The sequence below is a fragment of the Bradyrhizobium sp. RDI18 genome (assembly GCF_043203335.1).
Classification (GTDB): domain Bacteria; phylum Pseudomonadota; class Alphaproteobacteria; order Rhizobiales; family Xanthobacteraceae; genus Bradyrhizobium; species Bradyrhizobium retamae.
Window position 1 is genome coordinate 4845078 of sequence record NZ_JBICRN010000008.1, and the last position, 18578, is coordinate 4863655.

General features: G+C 62.9%; 18 protein-coding genes and 1 pseudogene. 8 read left to right on the top strand and 11 right to left on the bottom strand.

Annotated features, from left to right (window positions below; genetic code table 11):
* The first annotated feature begins 80 nt into the window (after positions 1 to 80).
* Positions 81 to 488, top strand: coding sequence for a hypothetical protein (locus tag ACFXS9_RS32525; protein ID WP_392696221.1), 408 nt, complete (start codon positions 81 to 83; stop codon positions 486 to 488).
* Positions 489 to 532: 44 nt separating this feature from the next.
* On the opposite strand, the gene ACFXS9_RS32530 is transcribed toward ACFXS9_RS32525, so the two are convergent.
* The 3 genes from ACFXS9_RS32530 to ACFXS9_RS32540 form a co-directional block, all read right to left on the bottom strand.
* Complete coding sequence (locus ACFXS9_RS32530; protein WP_392696223.1) at positions 533 to 1885, bottom strand: hemolysin family protein; 1353 nt, start codon at positions 1883 to 1885, stop codon at positions 533 to 535.
* A 61-nt stretch (positions 1886 to 1946) separates the two neighbouring features.
* Positions 1947 to 3089 carry a 3-dehydroquinate synthase gene (gene aroB, locus ACFXS9_RS32535; protein ID WP_392696226.1) on the bottom strand — a complete coding sequence of 381 codons (1143 nt, stop codon included), beginning with the start codon at positions 3087 to 3089 and terminating at the stop codon, positions 1947 to 1949.
* On the bottom strand, positions 3086 to 3718 hold the full coding sequence (locus ACFXS9_RS32540) for a shikimate kinase (protein ID WP_392696227.1): 633 nt from the start codon (positions 3716 to 3718) through the stop codon (positions 3086 to 3088). Before ACFXS9_RS32540 ends, aroB begins: the two co-directional genes overlap by 4 nt.
* 143 nt (positions 3719 to 3861) lie before the next feature.
* On the opposite strand from ACFXS9_RS32540, the gene ACFXS9_RS32545 reads away from it, so the two are divergent.
* Entirely contained in the window at positions 3862 to 4008 is a 147-nt protein-coding gene (locus ACFXS9_RS32545; protein ID WP_213251304.1) for a histidine kinase, read from the top strand.
* Between the two features lie 32 nt (positions 4009 to 4040).
* Here ACFXS9_RS32545 and ACFXS9_RS32550 read toward each other — a convergent pair whose 3' ends face one another.
* Complete coding sequence (locus ACFXS9_RS32550) at positions 4041 to 4622, bottom strand: helix-turn-helix domain-containing protein (RefSeq protein ID WP_392696231.1); 582 nt, start codon at positions 4620 to 4622, stop codon at positions 4041 to 4043.
* A 107-nt stretch (positions 4623 to 4729) separates the two neighbouring features.
* On the opposite strand from ACFXS9_RS32550, the gene ACFXS9_RS32555 reads away from it, so the two are divergent.
* The 5 genes from ACFXS9_RS32555 to ACFXS9_RS32575 all read left to right on the top strand — a co-directional run bounded on the left by ACFXS9_RS32555 (position 4730) and on the right by ACFXS9_RS32575 (position 10373).
* A complete protein-coding gene (locus ACFXS9_RS32555) occupies positions 4730 to 5776 on the top strand; it encodes an SDR family oxidoreductase (RefSeq protein WP_392696234.1) in 1047 nt (348 codons plus the stop codon).
* 96 nt (positions 5777 to 5872) lie between these two features.
* On the top strand, positions 5873 to 6283 hold the full coding sequence (locus ACFXS9_RS32560) for a nuclear transport factor 2 family protein (RefSeq protein ID WP_392696235.1): 411 nt from the start codon (positions 5873 to 5875) through the stop codon (positions 6281 to 6283).
* Positions 6284 to 6347: 64 nt separating this feature from the next.
* A complete protein-coding gene (xerD, locus tag ACFXS9_RS32565) occupies positions 6348 to 7307 on the top strand; it encodes a site-specific tyrosine recombinase XerD (protein ID WP_392696238.1) in 960 nt (319 codons plus the stop codon).
* A gap of 319 nt (positions 7308 to 7626) precedes the next feature.
* Positions 7627 to 8589 carry an acetyl-CoA carboxylase carboxyltransferase subunit alpha gene (locus ACFXS9_RS32570; RefSeq protein WP_392700140.1) on the top strand — a complete coding sequence of 321 codons (963 nt, stop codon included), beginning with the start codon at positions 7627 to 7629 and terminating at the stop codon, positions 8587 to 8589.
* Between the two features lie 290 nt (positions 8590 to 8879).
* Positions 8880 to 10373: a L,D-transpeptidase family protein gene (locus ACFXS9_RS32575; protein WP_392696241.1), complete on the top strand. Its 1494-nt coding sequence runs from the start codon at positions 8880 to 8882 to the stop codon at positions 10371 to 10373.
* A 61-nt stretch (positions 10374 to 10434) separates the two neighbouring features.
* Here the strand turns inward: ACFXS9_RS32575 and ACFXS9_RS32580 are convergent, their stop codons facing one another.
* The 7 genes and pseudogenes from ACFXS9_RS32580 to ACFXS9_RS32610 form a co-directional block, all read right to left on the bottom strand.
* Positions 10435 to 11136 (bottom strand): ABC transporter ATP-binding protein, encoded by a 702-nt coding sequence (locus ACFXS9_RS32580; RefSeq protein ID WP_392696243.1) that lies wholly within the window; start codon positions 11134 to 11136, stop codon positions 10435 to 10437.
* Positions 11129 to 11863 carry an ABC transporter ATP-binding protein gene (locus ACFXS9_RS32585; protein ID WP_392696245.1) on the bottom strand — a complete coding sequence of 245 codons (735 nt, stop codon included), beginning with the start codon at positions 11861 to 11863 and terminating at the stop codon, positions 11129 to 11131. Before ACFXS9_RS32585 ends, ACFXS9_RS32580 begins: the two co-directional genes overlap by 8 nt.
* Complete coding sequence (locus tag ACFXS9_RS32590; RefSeq protein WP_392700142.1) at positions 11850 to 12887, bottom strand: branched-chain amino acid ABC transporter permease; 1038 nt, start codon at positions 12885 to 12887, stop codon at positions 11850 to 11852. Before ACFXS9_RS32590 ends, ACFXS9_RS32585 begins: the two co-directional genes overlap by 14 nt.
* A 64-nt stretch (positions 12888 to 12951) precedes the next feature.
* Positions 12952 to 14172, bottom strand: a complete 1221-nt coding sequence (locus tag ACFXS9_RS32595) for a substrate-binding protein (RefSeq protein WP_392696247.1) — start codon at positions 14170 to 14172, stop codon at positions 12952 to 12954.
* 4 nt (positions 14173 to 14176) lie between these two features.
* Positions 14177 to 15033: pseudogene (locus tag ACFXS9_RS32600) on the bottom strand (branched-chain amino acid ABC transporter permease).
* A gap of 35 nt (positions 15034 to 15068) precedes the next feature.
* Positions 15069 to 16583, bottom strand: a complete 1515-nt coding sequence (locus tag ACFXS9_RS32605) for an amidase (RefSeq protein ID WP_392696249.1) — start codon at positions 16581 to 16583, stop codon at positions 15069 to 15071.
* A gap of 150 nt (positions 16584 to 16733) precedes the next feature.
* The gene (locus ACFXS9_RS32610; protein ID WP_392696252.1) at positions 16734 to 17918 is read right to left on the bottom strand and encodes a substrate-binding domain-containing protein; all 1185 of its coding nucleotides are present in this window, start codon (positions 17916 to 17918) and stop codon (positions 16734 to 16736) included.
* Between the two features lie 179 nt (positions 17919 to 18097).
* Between ACFXS9_RS32610 and ACFXS9_RS32615 the strand changes: the two genes are divergently transcribed.
* Complete coding sequence (locus ACFXS9_RS32615) at positions 18098 to 18541, top strand: MarR family winged helix-turn-helix transcriptional regulator (RefSeq protein ID WP_392696254.1); 444 nt, start codon at positions 18098 to 18100, stop codon at positions 18539 to 18541.
* The last annotated feature ends 37 nt before the right edge of the window (positions 18542 to 18578 follow it).

Here is an 18578-nt window from a genome sequence, read left to right on the forward strand (position 1 = left end):
GGTCGGCTGACCCTGATGCCATCGCAGCTCGATGGGGTCGTCCGATGCGATATTGGGCACGCTTCAGATGGACTGCCGCCGTGGCACTGCTAGTTGCGGCCTCCCCAATCAGGACGCAGGCGCTCGACATGCCGAGCCCCTTCGTTCAGGAGGTGCTGATCAAGAGCATTCTGGTGACGCTCAACGACGCGGTGGCATCGGACAACTTCACGGTCCTGCACGCCAAGCTTTCAAAGCCGTTCCGCGATCAGTTTCCGCCCGACAAGCTGCGGGCCGTCTTCAAGGACCTGGTCGAGAAGCACGCCGTGTTCGACGCGATCGTCGCCAGCCCGGTCATTCCGGAGGAGGACGCAAAGATCGACGACAAGGGCGTGCTGCGCCTGAAGGGCCGCTTCGACACCACACCGAAAAAGGTGAAGTACCAGCTCGGCTTCATTCCCTCCGATGGCCAGTGGAAGCTCTCCGGCGTCACGATCGATATTGAATAGTCCCACCGTCCTGAGGAGCGAGCGCGCAATGCGCGGAGAAGCGCTCAGAACGCTGTCCCTGCCCGCTTCGGCTTCGGATACTCCGCGTCGGTTTCGCGCGGCAGCGGCGTGATCTTCAGCGCCGTAATGCGGTTGCGCTCGCGGCGCAGCACGCGGAAACGGCAGCCGTGGAAGGTAAAATTCTGGCCGCGTTCGGGAATCGAGCGCGCCTCGTGAATCACGAGGCCGGCGACCGTCGTCGCCTCCTCGTCGGGCAGATGCCAGTTCATGGCGCGGTTGAGGTCGCGGATCGGCACGGAGCCATCCACCACGACGGAGCCGTCGGCCTGGATGCGGACGCCGGCGACCACGACGTCGTGCTCGTCGGAAATATCGCCGACGATCTCTTCCAGAACGTCTTCCAGCGTCACCATGCCTTCGACCTCGCCATATTCGTCGACGACGAGCGCGAAGTGGGTTTTGCGGCGGCGGAACGCTTTCAATTGTTCGGACAGGGGCCGCATTTCCGGCACGAACCAGGGCGGGCGCATGATGTCCGAAACATTGATGTGCGAGGTATCGCCGTCGGAAGCACGGATCGCGCGCAAGAGATCCTTGGCGTGCAGCACGCCGATGATGTTCTCCGGCTTGTCGCGCCAGAGCGGGATGCGGGTGTATTCTGTTGCCAGCACCTCGCCCACCAGTTCGTCCGGCGGCAGGTCGGCATTGATCATCACCATCGCGGTGCGATGAACCATGACGTCGGATACCGCCAGATCGCCAAAGCGGAAGACATTTTGAATGTACTCGGCCTCACCGCTTTCGATTCCGCCGTGCACGGCCGATTCTTCCACCAGCCCTTCGATCTCGGAGTCGGTGAGAATTTCGTGCTGCGAGGATTCCTGTACGCCGAGCAATCGCAGAATCCCGCGCGAGGCGCTGTTGAGCAGCCAGTTCAGCGGCCAGAAAACCAGATAGGACAAATAGAGCGGATACGCGATCCATTGCGATACCGGCATCGGCTCCCTGATCGCCAGCGTCTTCGGCACCTGCTCGCCGACGACGATATGCAGCGAGGAGAACACCAGGAACCCGGCCAGGAACGACACGAAGTGCAGGCTGGCTTCCGACATTCCGAGCGGCATGAGCACCGGTTCGAGCAGCGCCGAAACGGTCGGTTCGCCGACCCAGCCGAGGCCGAGCGAGGCCATGGTGATGCCGAGCTGGCAGCAGGCGAGATAGGCCTCGATATTGCCCATCATGCCGTGCAGCAGGCGCGCACCGAACCGGTCCTGCTCGACCATCGCCTTGATGCGGAAGCCGCGGCTCTTGACCAGCGCAAACTCGGCGGCCACGTAAAACGCGTTGGCGGCGAGCAGGAAGATCGCGAGCAGCAGATTGAACGCGGTCGAACTCATATATTCCTCGTGACGGCCCCGGCCCCGCGCGACGCTTGCGTCAAGCCGCCCGATAATCCCGTCATCCCGACAACTTCTGTTGCAGGAAATCGCGAACCAGCGCCGGCTCGACGTCGTTTGCAACCACCGCGCGGCCGATCGCCTGCAGCAGGATGAAGGTCAGCTTGCCGCGCTTGACCTTCTTGTCCTGCGCCATCAGCGCCATCAGGGCGTCGGCATCGGCCAGCCCTTCCTGGGCGAAGCCTGCGATGTCCTGCAAATGGGTTGGCAGGCCAACGGAAGCAAGATGGCGCTCGACCCGGGTGGCGTCGGCCTCGGAGATCATGCCGAGTTTCGCTGAAAACTCCGCCGCCAGCACCATGCCGACCGAGACGCCTTCGCCGTGGAACAGGCGGTCGGAAAAGCCGGTCGCGGCCTCCAGCGCATGGCCGAAGGTGTGGCCGAGGTTGAGCAGCGCGCGCTCGCCATTTTCGCGCTCGTCGCGGGAGACGATCGCGGCCTTGGCGCGGCAGGAAGTTGCAATCGCGTGCTCGCGCGCCGCGCCACCGGAAAAGATGTCGGCATGGTTGGCTTCGAGCCAGGTAAAAAAGGCTTCATCGCCGAGCACGCCATATTTAGCGACCTCGGCATAGCCGGCGCGGAACTGGCGCGGCGACAGCGTGTCGAGCACCGACGTATCGGCGATCACCAGCACCGGCTGATGAAACGCGCCAAGCAAATTCTTGCCCTGCGGCGAATTGATGCCGGTCTTGCCACCGACCGAGGAATCCACCTGGGCCAAAAGCGAGGTCGGCACCTGCACGAAATCGACGCCGCGTCGCAGGATCGCCGCCGCGAAACCGGCGAGATCGCCGACCACGCCGCCGCCGAGCGCGATCACCAGATCGTTGCGCTCGATCTTCGCCGCGATCAGCGCTTCGGAGACACTTTCGAGACCGGCATAGGTCTTTGATATCTCGCCTTCCTCGACGATGACGCGAGACGTCGCGATGCCGGCTTCGGCAAGCGAACGCTCGGTCTGCTCCAGCCAGTACCTGGCCACAGTACGATCGGTGACGATGGCGGTCCGCACGCCGGGCCGCAGCGCAGCGACGCGTGCGCCGAGCGTATCCAGCACGCCGCGGCCGATCACGATGTCATAGGCGCGGTCGCCGAGGGCGACGTCGACCGTGATGTCGGCGGAATGTTTCAGCGGCGCAGTCATGGCGTGACGTTCATCCCGTCGGTTGTTGGCTGGGCGGCCGGGCCGCCGGCACACAGCCGGGCGCGCAGGGCCTCGATGCATTCGTCGACGATTCGATCGTGCGGCACGTCGCGAGACAGAATGGTCACGTCGGCGCTCCGGTAGACCGGCTCGCGCGCTTCGAGCAGGCGGCTGACGGTGGCAGTCGGATCCTCGGTCTGCAGCAGCGGCCGGTCGGCGCGACGCCTCACGCGCTTCATGATGACGTCGACGTCCGCCTTGAGCCAGATCGAGACCGCCCTGTCGCGGATCCGGTTGCGGGTCTCCTCGCGCATGAAGGCGCCGCCGCCGGTGGCGATCACGGCCGGACCGCTATCGAGCAGCCGCGCAATCACCCGCGCCTCGCCGTCCCGGAAATGCGGCTCGCCATGGGTTTCGAAAATGTCCGGAATCGACATTCCGGCGGCCGCCTCGATCTCGATATCGGCGTCGAGAAATGGCAGCCGCAGCCGCGCCGCCAGGCGGCGGCCGATGGTCGACTTGCCTGCCCCCATCATGCCAACCAGCACAACCGAACGCCGTGCCAGGGCCGACGTAACGTCGGCCTCCTGGGGGGCGCTCGCCTGGGCCGGTGCGACGGTCTCGGACATCAAAAAACTCTGTGGTTTCGCGGATTTCCACCGCTCTGCGACACCTATACTACCCCGACTGATGCAGTTGCCAGAGACTCTTGCCACGGGGATGGGAACATGTTGGATGATTTCGTTGGTTAATTCGCCGCCCTGAGCCCCCTATGCCCAGCTTGTTCCGCTTTCTGACGGTCGTCGGCGTGATAGCCGGGGTGATCTATGGCGTGATTTTCGCGCTGGCGAATTTCGTCAATCCAAGCCCCCGGGAAATGACGGTCACCATTCCCGCAGACAAGTTCCTCAAAAGATAGCCGCTGGTTGCGAGGATCAGACGGCCGGCAAATTAACGACTCAGCGCTTTGCGCAGTAGACGCAGGAACAGCCGCGTATCTTCGAGCAGATCGTGGTCGGCGACTTGCGCGTCCTTGATACCCTCCATGGCCGCAACAATGATGGCGGCCACGTCTGCAGGCGTGGCATGCAAAGCATCCAGGGTGATCGCACCTGTTGCCTGCGCATTGGTGAGCGCTTGAGCAAGGAGGGCCACTAGCTCGGCGCGCGCCGCCAGCGTGACGTCTCGGGCCAACGCAATGTTGGCTTCGAACAGTTCCGCCGCGTCGCCGCTGCCGGCGAAAGGCGCAATTAATTCCCGTTGGAAAGCGGCAATTGCCATTTCAGTCCGACTGAAAACATCGCCATCGCCGGCAAGCGCGGCCTCGACCTTTCGCATCGCCCGGGCGTGCGCCCGCGCCGACCCCGCCCGAAACAGTTCTTCCTTGCTGCTGAAGCTCAAATAGAGCGCCGCCCGAGACATGCCCGCGGCGCGCGCGATGTCGGCCATCGACGTCTTGCGAAAACCGTGACGGACAAAGACGGGAAGCGCCGCGTCGAGAATGGCTTCGGATTTTTGGTCGCTCTGGTTCATCCGAGACAGATTGACAGTGTTTGTCTAATCCGTCAAAAGACGATTAGACAATTACTGTCTATGTGTCTAAGCATCGCCATTCGGCGGTCCTAAAGGATTGAATCTACATGCATACCAAGTTGAATGATCCTGCGGCCGCCGCCACGGTGCTCGTCACTGGCATCGGCGGATTTCTCGGCGGACACATCGCGAGGCAATTGCTGGCGAGCGGCTATCGCGTTCGCGGCACCGTCCGCAGCCTTACCGCCTGTGACCGGATCAGAAGCCAGCTTGGTGCTGCGGCACCTGCTGGCGCCGAGGCGCTCAGCTTTGTTCAGGCCGATCTTTGCTCCGATGCCGGTTGGGATGCCGCGCTATATGGGTGCCGCTACGTCATTCACACAGCCTCGCCGTTCCCGGCGGGTCTGCCAAAGAACGCGGAGGAATTGATCGAGACCGCGCGAGAGGGCGCACTACGGGTGCTGCGCGCGGCCCATCACGCCGGCGTCGCGCGTGTGGTGCTGACATCCTCGATCGCCGCTACTAATCACGGCAGCGGTCGGGCTCCCTATACCGAGAGCGACTGGACTGATCCGACCAGCGCGCGCGCCACGCCGTACTACAGGTCGAAAACGCTGGCCGAACAGGCGGCGTGGACCTTTGCCAGGAAGACCGGGCTCGATCTGGCCGTCATCAACCCGGGCATGATCTTCGGCCCGCTGCTTGGTCCGCAGTACGGCACATCGGTCGGGCTGATCCAGCAAATGATGAGCGGCAAGCTGAAGCGTGTGCCGCGCTTCGGCTTTGCGGTCGTGGACGTGCGCGATGCGGCCGATGCCCATATCCGCGCCATGACCTGTCCGGATGCTTCCGGCCAGCGCTTCATCATCGGCGGAGGGTTTTTCTGGTTGCGAGCATTGGCCTCCGTGCTGGCAAAATCGTTCCCAGCCTATGCTGCCGATTTGCCCCGTGGCGAAGTGCCGAGCTGGATGGTGAGGGCAATGGCTCCGTTTAGCCCGCGTTCGCGCATGATCATTCACGAACTCGATCGCGACCTTAGCGTAAGCGCGGCCAAGGCGCATCGGGTGCTGAACTGGAGAGCGCGGCCCGACGAGGACTGCATCCGCGCCAGCGCACAAAGCCTGATCGACTATGGTCTGATCACCAGGGCGTAGAGCGGCAGCTCCGTTACTCGCGCAATCAGCGTCAAACCCGCAGGTTGCGTCGTCACGACCCACTAATCGTCCCCCTTACAGAATTGGACAACACCGATGCCAACGCACACCACCGACATGGACGGCTCGCCGGAAGCCGAGCACATCCGCAACACCGAACGGTCCCGGCTTCGCGCCCTGGTCGCCGGCGACATGGAGGCGGCAAGACCGCTTCATGCGTCTGAGTTCCAGTTGATTACGCCAATCGGAATGCCGCTATCCAAGGACGAATATCTGGGTGCGATCGCGAGCGGCCAGATCAAATATCTCATGTGGGAACCTGGACCTATCGCCGTACGGCAGCACAAGGGCCATGCAGTGATCCGGTATCGGGCGAGGCTCGAGATCGTGTTCGGTGGCCACCAGGTCGCCCCCGGTGATTACTGGCACACCGACACTTACGAATATCGCGACGGGCGATGGATGGTCGTCTGGTCGCAAGCCACGGCGATCAGTCAAATGTCCTAACCGCATGCGCGTGCTGTGTTTGAAAAAGCCTCCGTCCTGCCCGGATCATGAGGTATCATAGCGAATGCGCACGACACCCTCCGACGCGAAGCTGATCAACCTGTTCCTTGACATGCTCGCGGCGGAACAGGGGGCGGGCGACAATACGCTCGACGCCTATCGGCGCGACCTCACGGATTTCTCCGAATTTCTTGGGCAAGCCGGCCAGAACTTTACCCGTGCCGGGACCGACGTGCTGCGCGACTACCTCGCCGATCTCGACACCCGCGGCTTCAAATCCTCCAGCGTGGCGCGGCGGCTGTCGGCGATGCGGCATCTGTTCCGCTTCCTGCTCAACGAGCGTATCCGCGCCGATGATCCGGCCGCGATCCTGTCCGGCCCGAAGCGCGGCCGCGGGCTGCCGAAGGTGCTGTCGATATCGGATGTCGACCGGATGCTGACGCGGGCCAAGGAATTGACCGGGGCCGAAAACGCCTCGCCGCAACAGCGGCTGCGCGCGGTGCGGCTGTATTGCCTGCTGGAAGTGCTCTACGCCACCGGCTTGCGCGTCTCGGAGTTGGTGGCGCTGCCGCTGTCGGCCGCACGGCGCGATGCCCGCATGATCATGGTGCGCGGCAAGGGCAACAAGGAACGGCTGGTGCCGCTCAACGAAGCCTCAAGGCGGGCAATGGCCGATTATCTCGCCGCCATGGAAGCGCTCAGGCCCGAGAAGAAGAGAAACGCCGCTGCATCGAAGTGGCTGTTTCCCTCCTTCGGCGAGAGCGGCCATCTGACGCGCCAGCACTTTGCGCGCGATTTGAAGGAACTGGCGGCGGCGTCAGGCCTGGCGCCGCGGCTGGTCTCGCCGCACGTGCTGCGCCACGCCTTTGCCAGCCATCTGCTGCATAACGGTGCGGACCTGCGCATCGTGCAGACCCTGCTCGGCCACACCGACATCTCGACCACGCAAATCTATACCCATGTGGTCGAGGAACGGCTGAAGAGCCTGGTGCGCGACCTGCATCCGCTGGCGGAGAAGCCGTAGTCGTCCCTGCGAACGCAGGGACCCAGAACCACCGTAGCTGATTATTTACAGAAGGCGTCGACCCCATTGGTCTGCCCGATAGGCCGCGGCTTATGGGTCCCTACGTTCGCAGGGACGACAGGTAGATGAACTTCCCGCCTTGACTTCCGCGGCTTCTCCCCCGAAACAGCCGTCCCGCCCGCGGCCTTGTTTGGCGCGCTTTCGGCAAACCGGGTCATCCGGACCGAGATGCGCGCTAAATCATTGAAGATGCGTGCTTTCTTGGGGCGAGATCGAAAACCGCTTCGCCTCACAGCGCGTTGTTACCTATATTGTCTTGATGCCGGAACAGATGCGCAGCTATCTCGACTTCGAAAAACCAGTCGCCGAACTCGAGTCCAAGATCGACGAATTGCGCGCGCTGGCGGCGTCCGGCAGCGACATCGGCGACGAGATTGCGCGCATCGAGGACAAGGCGTCCCAGGCGCTGGCCGATCTCTACGCCAATTTGACGCCGTGGCAGAAGACGCTGGTGGCACGCCATCCGCAGCGCCCGCACTTCACCGATTTCGTCAATGCGCTGATCACGGAGTTCACGCCGATGGCGGGCGACCGCAAATTCGGCGAGGACGAGGCCCTGATGGGCGGCTTCGGCCGCTTCCGCGGCGAGAGCATCTGCGTCGTCGGCCAGGAAAAGGGGGCCTCGACCGAGGGCCGCATCAAGCATAATTTCGGGATGGCGCGGCCTGAAGGCTATCGCAAGGCCGTGCGGCTGATGGAGTTGGCCGATCGTTTCGGCATTCCCGTGCTGTCGATCGTCGATTCCGCCGGCGCCTATCCTGGCATCGGCGCCGAGGAACGCGGCCAGGCGGAAGCGATCGCGCGCTCCACCGACGCCTGCCTGTCGCTCGGCGTGCCCAATGTCGCGATCGTCACCGGCGAAGGCATGTCGGGCGGTGCGATCGCCATCACGACCGCGAATAAGGTCTTGATGTTCGAACACGCGATCTACAGCGTGATCTCGCCGGAGGCGGCCTCCTCGATCCTGTGGCGCGACGGCACCAAGGCGCAGGAAGCTGCCACCAGCATGAAGATCACCGCGCAGGACATGCTGCGTTTCGGCGTGATCGACCAGATCCTGAAAGAGCCCGCCGGCGGCGCCCATCGCGATTCTGCCGCCATGATCGCGGCCACCGGCGATGCCATCGCGGAGGCCTTCAACGACCTCCGCAATCTCGACGCGGATGCTGTCCGCCGGCATCGGCGGCAGAAATTCCTCGATATCGGCCGCAAGCTCGGCTGATCGCTCCGTCCCTATCTACGCTGCCCGGTAAGGTCGGTCGGGCTACTCGCTCCAAATATTAACGACCTCCAAACGGCCATTATTTTCGCCAGCGCGCATGATTCGGCCGCAATTAGGCCCCGAGCCCGGTCTTTAGTTTCTGTTGACCATGCCTGCCGCAGCATCCGCTGGACGGCCCCGTTCGGGTTGCGGCGCAGGGGGGCAATGGGTAATATTTTAGACAATGGCTTCAGGGCATGTCGCTGTTGATTTGGGGTGCGAGAATGCCCGGTGGGTGTGGAGCTTAGCCTTTGATTAACCGCTCGCTGGTTCGCGCGCTCGTCACGTCGGCTGTCCTCGTGGGCGCAGGCGTGTTGATGGCCGGCTGCAACAGTGACGGCATCTCGCTGGCCAACAACGCCAAGGCCAACCAACCAGTCCCGCCAAAACTGATCGCCGACATGACGGCGAAGGACATGGACCTGCAGTCCCCGATCCTGGTCCGGCTGTTCAAGCAGGAAGCCGAACTGGAGATCTGGAAGCAGGACCGCTCCGGCCGTTTCGCGCTGTTGAAGACGTATCCAATCTGCCGCTGGTCAGGCGACCTCGGACCGAAGATCAAGGAAGGCGACCGCCAGGCGCCGGAGGGCTTCTACTCGATCTCGCCGGCGCAGATGAACCCGCAGTCGGCCTATTACCTCTCCTTCAACACCGGCTATCCCAATGCGTTCGACAAAGCATTGGGACGCACCGGCTCGCAGTTGATGGTGCATGGCGACTGCTCCTCGCGCGGCTGCTACGCGATGACCGACGAGCAGATCGCGGAGATCTATTCGCTGGGCCGCGAATCCTTCTTTGGCGGCCAGAAGTCGTTCCAGTTGCAGGCCTATCCGTTCCGGATGACGCCGGCCAACATGGCCAAACACCGCAACAACCCGCACATGCCGTTCTGGAAAATGATCAAGGAAGGCAATGATCATTTCGAAGTGACGCGGCAGGAGCCGAAGGTCGATTTCTGCGAAAAGAAATACGTGTTCGATGCGGTCAAGCCGCCGGGCGCCACCAAGGACCCGGTGTTCGAGGCATCCTCCAAGTGTCCCGCCTATGCGATATCAGATGAAATCGCCGACGCCGTGCGCGAGAAGCAGGCCACCGATATTGCCGAGACCGCACGGCTGATCGCAAAGGGAACGCCGGTGGCGCGGATCAACACCGGTATCGACGGCGGCATGCACAAGGTGTTCGCCGCCCGCGTGCCCGAAGGCAACACCGGGCTTTCGGAGCCCGGCGACGGCTCAAGCCTGTCGCTGATGGCGCGTGCGCCAGGCACCGTTCCCTCCCACGTCAGTCCGCCGAAAGCTCCGTCCGAAAACCTGCTGATGGGTCCGCCGGAGCAGCCGAAACTGGCCGCAGTACCGGCTGCTGCTCCTGCCGCTGCTCCTGCCTCCGCCCCAGCTTCGACGCGGGTCGCCAATGCGGCGCCGACGACTGAGCAGAACGACGGCTTCTTCTCCAGCCTCGCCCGCAAGGTTGGCCTGGGCGGCGCAGCCGACGCCACCGCCAGCACGCCACCGTCCAAGCCGAAGGCGGCGACCGAGGCCAAGCAGCAGCCGCGTCCTGATGCCGCTGCGCCGAAGACGACGGCAGCAAAGCCCGACGTCAAACACGCCGCCGCCAGCCGCCCGCCGCTGAAGCCGTCAGTGTCAGATAGCCCGGCACCTGCCGCCAAGGACAATCAGGTCGCAGGCTCCGCGCCGATCGTGTCCACAAACTCGTTCGACAGCCGCTTCGGGGCGGTGAGGTAAGGCGCGGCAACACTTTCATAGCCGGATCAGCCATCGACGCCGGCGCGCCTTCGGCCGGACGCTACGGTGCGAGATAGCGCAATAATTCCGGATCGTTCCGCACCTCGCCAGCAGCGCCTTGCAGCGCCACCCTGCCGCGATCGAGCACATAGGCATAATCGGCGACGCGCAGCGCGAGATCGAGATGCTGCTCGACGATGACGATCGAGATCTGCCTGGCCAACTCGATGAGCCGCTCGGTGATCTCCTCGATCACACCAACCCATACGCCTTCGGTCGGCTCGTCCAGCAGCAGCAATTTGGGATTGCCAAGCATCGCGCGTCCGATCGCCAGCATCTTGCGCTCGCCGCCCGACAGCGTGCCGGCCGGCTGGTCGAGCCGCTGCCCGAGCTTCGGGAAGATGGTCAGGACCCGATCGACCGCCGTCGGATCAACGTTGAACAGCGAACCGACTGCGAGATTGTCGCGCACCGAGAGCCGAGCAAACACCGAATGTTCCTGGGGCACGTAGCCGATGCCCGAGCGGACCCGCTCCTCGGTCCGGCGCCGGGTGATGTCACGGCCGTCGAAAAACAATTCGCCATTCGAACTCGCAAGCTCGCCGACGATCGTCTTCATCAGTGTGGTCTTGCCGGCTCCGTTACGGCCGAGCACCGCGACGCCGCCACGCCAGGGAATGCCGATGTTGACATCGAACAGGACCTGGCTGCGGCCATAACCGGCTTCGAGATGCCGTATGTCGAGAAATGTCTGTTCAGGCACGACGCAGATAAATCTCCTGGACGCTCTTGTTGGCCTGAATCTCTGCGACCGTTCCGGACGCGAGCACACGACCCTGGTCGATCACGGTCAGGCGGTCGCAGATATCGCGGATGAAATCCAGATCGTGTTCGACGATCACAAGCGAACAATGCTGCTTGATGGGCTGCAGGAGTTCGCCGGTGACGCGGCGTTCTTCCAGGCTCATGCCGCCGGTCGGCTCGTCCAGCAGCAGCAGCCGCGGCCTGGCTGCGAGCGCCATGGCGATTTCCAGCCATTGCTGCTGCCCGTGCGACAGCGACGCGGCAGCATCATGCGCGCGATCGGCGAGGCGGAACTGGCTCAACATCATCATTACCTGATCGTGCAGCACGCCGCGCGTGCGCGAGAACACCAGATCGAACAGCGAGGATTGCGCCTGCAGCGCCAGCAGGATGTTGTCGTACAGCGTCAGTGTCGGCAGCACGCTGGTGATCTGGAATTTCAGGCTCATGCCGGCGCGGGCTCGCTCGGTCGGCGACAACTGGGTGATATCGCGGTTGATGAAGCTGACCTTGCCTTGGGTCGGCATCTCGGCGCCTGCGACGCACTTCATCAGGGTGCTTTTTCCCGAGCCGTTCGGCCCGATCAGGCCGTGAAACTCGTTTTCGCCTATCGTCAGCGCTGCACCATCGAGCGCGGTGAGCTTGCCAAACACCTTGACGATGCCGGTCGCCTCAAGGAGCGGCATTGCGCTTCTCCTTGCGTGTCGCCCCAAAACTGCCGACGCGCTCGCGTTCGCCGAGCACGAAGCTGATCAGCCCGAGCGGGCGGAACAGGATCACCAGCAGCAGCAACACGCCGAGAAGGATCGGCCAGATGTCGCGATAATTGTCCGACAGCCAGAAGCTGACGCCCTCGATGATGACGGCGCCGATAACCGCGCCGATCAATGTGCCCGATCCGCCGAATAAAACGTAAAGCACGACCTGCGTCGAGATTACCACGCCGACCATATTGGGCCAGACGAAGCCCTCGTGAAATGCGTAGAGACTACCTGCAAGGCCTGCGATGGTGCCGCCCACGGCGAAAACAATCGCCTTCAGGTGTTGCGCCTTGTATCCGAAGAAGGCGATGCGCTGCTCGTTCTCGCGAAGCCCCGCCAGTGCCAGGCCGAACTGCGAGCGCACCAGGAAGCGGCACAGCAGATAGACCACGACCAGAATGCCGAGCGCGAAATAGTAATAGACCGGTCCTTCGGTAATGTCGTAGCTGCCGAGCGACATCGACGGAATCGAAGGAATGCCGTTCTGTCCGCCGAGATAGTACCAGCCGCGCGCCAGGCGGTCAGCGGCGTAGGATCCGGTCAGGGTACCGAGTGCAACGAAGATCACGCTGGAGGGATGCCGGCCGAGCAGCAGAAAGCCACCGAGCAACAGCGAGGTGGTGAGCCCGATCAGCGTTCCCGCCGGCAGCACCAGAAAGATCGAGGTGATGTTGAGGTCGCGCGCCATCAGTGCAACGCCATAACCGGCCGAGCCGAAGAACAGCGCCTGACCGAAGCTCATGATGCCGGCATATCCCCACACCAGATCGAACGAGAGCGCGAACAGGGCGAGAATAATGACACGGGTGGCGAACACCGTGAGGTAGTCCTGCAGAACCAGCGGCAGGATCAGCGCCGCGATCAGCACCGCCCCTTCCACGATCGGGAGCACCTTTCGTCCCGCCGCTAGTTGCGCCGGCAATGCTCGATTCAATCCACCGTCAACCATCGAAACGTCGGGCCCCCGACTCACCGCTGCGCGAAGGGCCTGCTTTGCTGCACCCATGGATCACTCAGCATTCCTTGGGATCGACGAGGCCGTCGCTGCGGCCCACGATCTCATAGTTCCCGCCTTTGGCAACAGCGGTATACATCTTCATCTTGCAGTGCCGCTTGCCCGGCACCATCTCGGCCGGTCCGCCCGGGCCTTCCGCGATCTTGGCGTGATCGAGCGCCGCGGCCACCGCATCGCGTTCGATCTTGCCGGCCTCCTTGACCGCCGCTTCCCATAGCTTCAGCCCGCGATAGGTGCCGGTCGCCGCGCTGCCGGCGGCGAACAGGAAATTGCCGGGGAAATCCTTCTCGTAGGCCGCGTGGATCTTGGCGCTGACCGGATCGTCCTTGGTCAGCGCCTTGAAGTAGTCAAGGCAGCTTGCAAGCCCCTCGATCTCGCTGGCCTGATTGATGTTGAGCGTATTCTCGTCATAGTACACGCAGGCCAGCCGTCCCCCATTCTTCAGGAAGCCCGCCTCGTAGAGCTGCTTGAAGAACGGGCCGACCCCGGGAGGGATTACGGTGTTAAAGACGACATCGACCTTGTTGGAGATGATGCGGTTGACGGTGGCTGAGAAGTCGACCTGGTCGAGCGGGTAGTATTCCTCGAACACGACCTCGCCACCGCTGGATTCAATCACCTTGCGTGCATAGACGTTGAGCGTGTGCGGCCAGACATAGTTCGCGCTTGGCAGCGCAAACTTCTTGCCGCCGTTCTTGATCAGCCATGGTATGAACTCGTCGCATTGCTGCGCCGGAGTAGGGCCAGTGCAGAATAGATTGGCCGTGCATTCCTTGCCCTCGTAAAGCTGCGGATAGATGTACAGCGTCTTGCCGCGCGCCACGATCGGATCCTTGATCGCGTTGCGCATCGAACTGGTGATGCCGCCGAGCACCATGTCGACCTTGTCGCGCTGGATCAGCTTGCGAACGTTGCCGACGGCGACCGATTCGTTGGAGGCGGTATCTTCGATATAGAGCTCGAGCGGCCGGCCGAGCAGGCCGCCGGCGGCGTTGATCTGCTTGATGACCATCTTGGCGACATTGGCGTCGGCATTGCCGGCATAGGCGATCGGGCCGGTCAGGTCGGTTGCGATGCCGACCTTGATCGGGCCTTCGGCGGCATTGGCCCAGTCGGGCCTGACCACCCAGCTACCGATCCCGGTCGCGATCGCGCCGGTCGTGAAAGCAAAGCCGCTGAGGAAACGACGGCGCGTCAAATCAAGGCGATCGGCAAACATGCGACTAAACCCCTTTTCCAGCGATGAGGCCTTGCGGCCGGAATTTGATGAAGACGATGGCGAGTACGAAGACGAGAACATCGGCAACCACGGGCGCCATGACCCAGGGCAGCGCCGCGCTGAGCGTTCCGATCAAGCCGGCTCCGGCGACCGGCCCGATAAACGATCCGACGCCGCCGACCATGACCGCGACAAAGCCCTGAATCAGGAAGCGAATGCCGAGGTCGGCGAACAGGCTGAACACGGGCACGATCAACGCGCCGGCAAGCCCCGCCAGCGCGGCGCCGAAGGCAAACGTGGCGCCGTAGATCAGGGAGTCGAGATTCCCGACACCCGCGCCAGCGCGGGGTTTTCCAACGTCGCGCGCACGCGAAGGCCGAAGCTGGTACGCGACAGCAATAGATAGCAGCCGCCCATCACCAGCAGCGTGATGACGATGATCGTGAAGCGCCACGTCGAAATGTGCATCGTGCCGATATCGATCGAGCCGCCGATCGGCTCCGGCACGGTCAGATAGAAACCGCCGATCAGGCCGCGCACGCTTTCGCGGATGATCAGGCCGAGCGCATAGGTGCCAAGCATCGCCACGATGGGCGCGGCGTAGAAGCGCCGGATGATGAGCGCCTCCAGCACGAAGCCGAGGCCGCCAACGATGAATGGCGCAGCCGCCATGCCCACCCAGATCGGAATCCCGCGGCTATGCGCCAGATAGGTAACGTAAGCGCCGAGCAGGACGAACTCGCCCTGCGCGAAGTTGAAAATTCCCATCATGCTGGCAATGATCCCGAGCCCCAGCACGACCAGAACGATGATCGCGCCGAAACTCAGGATCTCGAATGCCGCAACGAATGCGCTAGCCATGTTCTATGTCCAGCCGGCCTGCAACGATGAGTCCCTCACATCTTCTTCCAGTCGCCGATCTGCTCGAAGGCGTGCGCGGCGCGGTAGATCGTCGATTCCTCGAACATCCGTCCGACCAGCATCAACCCGACGGGCAGGCCGTCGATCATGCCGCAGGGCAGCGACATTGCAGGATGATGCGTAATGTCGAACGGCGCGGTGTTGGCAATCATCTCGAGCGCCCGCGCCACGTAATCCTCGCGGCTCGCATTGGCCTGCGGCAGCGGCGTCGCCTTCATCGGCGTCGTCGGCAGCAGCAGGAGATCGTAATCCTTGAACGCCTTGTCATAGGCGGCGGTCAATCGGCGTGAGATGTTGAGCGCCTTGCCATAGTAGCGCGGCCCGAAATTATTGTTGATGTAAGTGCCAAGCAGCAGGAACAGCTTCGTGGTCTCGGAGAGCGAGTCGGCCTGCCGTCGCCAGCCGCGATGGAAGTCCATCAGCGAGGTCGAATAGAGGTCGGCACGGCTAAGTCCGTAACCGTCGCCATACATCATGGTCTGCGTCATGCCTTCGGTGCCGATCGGCGTCCAGATCGCAGGCCCGCTCAGATGCATCGGAATCGAGACCTGCTCGACGATGGCGCCGAGGTCGCGGAAACGCTTTGCCGCCTCTCGCACGCTCTCATTGACCGCCAGCTCGGCCGTCGGCTGTTCGAAGCCTTCCTTCAGGATGCCGATCTTCATCCCTTTGATGCCGCCGCCGAGCGCCTTGGTGTACTCCTCGACTTTCGGGGCCTTGATACGCGGATCGTAGCCGTCGTCGCCGGCGATGACCTCCAGCAGCAGCGCGTTGTCCGCCACCGTCGCCGTCATTGGCCCGGTGTGGTCGACGAAGATTTCGATTGGCATGATCCCGGTGTATGGCACCAGCCCCCAGGTCGGCTTCATGCCGTAGATGCCGCAGAACGAGGACGGCATGCGGATCGAACCGCCCTGGTCACCGCCGATCGCCATGTCGACCTCACCGAGTGCGACGACCACGCCGCTGCCCGACGACGAACCGCCGGCCGAATAGCCCATCTTGTGCGGATTGTGCACAGGCCCTACCGCGCCGGTGTGGCTGCCGCCGGACATGCAGAAGGATTCGCAGTGAACCTTGCCGGCGATCTCGGCGCCTGCATCGAGCATGCGCGTGACGATGGTGGCGTCGAAATCGGGTACGTAGCCTTCCAGCGTCGCCGACCCGTTCATCATCGGCACGCCCGCCAGCATGATGTTGTCCTTCAGCGCCACCGTCTTGCCCTTGAGCTTGCCGGCAGCGGCGCCCTTCACGGTCGACTTGCGGTACCAGGCGTTGCGCGGGTTTTCCTCCGGCTGCGGCCGGTAGCCGGGCGTGCGCGGATATTTCACCGGCGGCACCTCGTCCGGCATTGCTGCCACGAGATTGTAGGCGTCGATCGAGCCCTGCATCAGGCCGCGAAACGATGCGACGTCTTCGTCGGTCAATGAAAGGCCGCACTGTTCCGCGACCGCACGAAGTTGGGTTGGGGTTGGTAGGACGACTGACACGACGCTCTCCTGAAGCTTTGAGTTCCCGGCGCGGTGCCGCTGCCCGCCTTGCGGCGTGCCGTCGGCTCCTTCTTGGTACTAAAAACGGAAATATTTTCCTTTTCAAGTATTATTTCGAAATTTGGCACCGACAGGTCGTGCGTTGTTTTTCTAGATCGTCTTGATCACCTTGAAGTCGAGGCCACTGGCCTCGGCAAGATACATCGGCATCTCGGCACGGCCATCGCGGATGGTGATGGGGCCTCGGGCGCCCGCATACACCACGTTACGCGCCGCTGCGAGCAACGGCCCCATCGACAACGATCCGGCTCGGTTGGCTGCCGCTTCGAGGAAGCGCAAGCCCTCATAGTTGGATTGGCTGACGGATCCGATCGGCGGCGCGTGCGGACCGAACATCGCCCGATAGCGGGAGAGGAATTCGTCATTGGCGCGCGAGCCGACGCAATTGAAATAGCCGGATGCGCAGAACAAGTTCTCGGTATTCTCGGCCCCGATGCCGAGCAGGACTGTCTCGTCCATCGCGCCGGCGAAGCGCAGCGTGGTGGCGGCGAGGCCACATTGGGCGAAGGCGCGATTGAACGTGATGCTGTCCGTGCCGATCAGCGAAATCAGCACCGCATCGGGCTTTGCGGCACGAATGCGCGCCAGATGCGCCTCGTGGTTGTCTTCCCCGACCGGAACGAACTCTTCGCCGACGACCTGCCCGCCCGCTTCGGCGATGTATCGCTTGACCGCGCGATGCGACTGCCATGGCCACACATAATCGCTGCCGATCAGATACCAGCGCGACGCCTTCTTGACGTCGGACAGCCAATGGATAGACGGCCGGCTCTGCCAACGCGGTGTCTCGCCGATCGCCATCACGCCCGGCGTGCGCTCGCCACCTTCATAGACGGGGGTATAGATATAGGGAATGCGGTTGCGAGTGACCTTGCGCAGTGCGACACGGACCGCGCTGATGTGCGAACCCATGATCAGGTCGACTTCGTCGAAGGCGAGAGCGCGTTCGGCGCGGCGCACCACCTCCTCGATTGGCCCACCGGAATCGTAGACCGACAGCTCAATCTCGCGTCCGAGAATGCCGCCGCGTTTATTGATCTCGGAGATCGCCAGCAGGACGCTATTGGTGGCGCTCGGGCCCCAGATTCCGGGCGACCCCGAGAAGGTGAGAAAATTGCCGACCCGCAGCTTGCTGTGAGCGCCTCGGCGCCTCGACGACCCGGGCTTGATCGTGGACAGGTCGAGATCGTCCGTCGCCGACGACAGGTTTCGAAACAACAGCGCGGGCGGAATCGCAGAACCGCCGGTAGCTGGGAAGTTTACCGTCGAGCGCACGCCAACTCCTGTCTGTCACCAGACCAAAACGCACCCAGCGGGCGGCCGCGGCATCCACCCTTCCTAGTTGGGGAAATATCCTATTTGAAAATATTGAATATTCAACAATTGAAGTGCATATAGAAACGGCACCGACTGCCAGCCGTTCACTCATTCGGGTCAAGACAAAGTCTCAAGCCGTGGCCAAACCGCCGAAAGACAATCCCCCCATCACAGAACACCTCGCCTATTTGCTCGCGCAAGCCAACCGGGAGATCAACCGGCAGCTCGAAATGCGCTTGAGCAAGGAAGGCGTACCTGTCGAGCAATGGCGCATCCTTAAGGTTCTGTCCGACGGCAACGGCCATTCGATGGGCGAGCTTGCGGACGCGGTGCTGCTCAACCATCCCACACTGACCAAGATGGTCGACCGCATGGTGTCAGACGCGCTGGTCTACCGCGTACAGGACCCCAAGGACCGCCGCAAGGTCCTGATGTTCGTGTCCGACCGCGGCAAGGCGCTGAGCAAGCGGCTGAACTCGCTGGCGGTGAGCCAGGAAGAGCACATCGTCGAGAGCTATGGCGACAAATCGACCAACGAGCTGAAGCGTCTGCTCGAGAGCCTGATCGACAGCTCGAACTAGAGGATGATCCGCGCCTTCGCAGCGGCCAGCTAAATTC

What these genes read in the sequence shown, in the direction of transcription:
- ACFXS9_RS32560 (WP_392696235.1), top strand. Translation starts at nt 5,873, where the DNA reads ATGCCAACGCACACCACCGACATGGACGGCTCGCCGGAAGCCGAGCAC.
- aroB (WP_392696226.1), bottom strand. Translation starts at nt 3,089, where the DNA reads ATGACTGCGCCGCTGAAACATTCCGCCGACATCACGGTCGACGTCGCC.
- ACFXS9_RS32555 (WP_392696234.1), top strand. Translation starts at nt 4,730, where the DNA reads ATGCATACCAAGTTGAATGATCCTGCGGCCGCCGCCACGGTGCTCGTC.
- ACFXS9_RS32595 (WP_392696247.1), bottom strand. Translation starts at nt 14,172, where the DNA reads ATGTTTGCCGATCGCCTTGATTTGACGCGCCGTCGTTTCCTCAGCGGC.
- ACFXS9_RS32545 (WP_213251304.1), top strand. Translation starts at nt 3,862, where the DNA reads ATGCCCAGCTTGTTCCGCTTTCTGACGGTCGTCGGCGTGATAGCCGGG.
- ACFXS9_RS32585 (WP_392696245.1), bottom strand. Translation starts at nt 11,863, where the DNA reads ATGCCGCTCCTTGAGGCGACCGGCATCGTCAAGGTGTTTGGCAAGCTC.
- ACFXS9_RS32540 (WP_392696227.1), bottom strand. Translation starts at nt 3,718, where the DNA reads ATGTCCGAGACCGTCGCACCGGCCCAGGCGAGCGCCCCCCAGGAGGCC.
- ACFXS9_RS32530 (WP_392696223.1), bottom strand. Translation starts at nt 1,885, where the DNA reads ATGAGTTCGACCGCGTTCAATCTGCTGCTCGCGATCTTCCTGCTCGCC.
- ACFXS9_RS32570 (WP_392700140.1), top strand. Translation starts at nt 7,627, where the DNA reads ATGCCGGAACAGATGCGCAGCTATCTCGACTTCGAAAAACCAGTCGCC.
- xerD (WP_392696238.1), top strand. Translation starts at nt 6,348, where the DNA reads ATGCGCACGACACCCTCCGACGCGAAGCTGATCAACCTGTTCCTTGAC.
- ACFXS9_RS32590 (WP_392700142.1), bottom strand. Translation starts at nt 12,887, where the DNA reads ATGGTTGACGGTGGATTGAATCGAGCATTGCCGGCGCAACTAGCGGCG.
- ACFXS9_RS32550 (WP_392696231.1), bottom strand. Translation starts at nt 4,622, where the DNA reads ATGAACCAGAGCGACCAAAAATCCGAAGCCATTCTCGACGCGGCGCTT.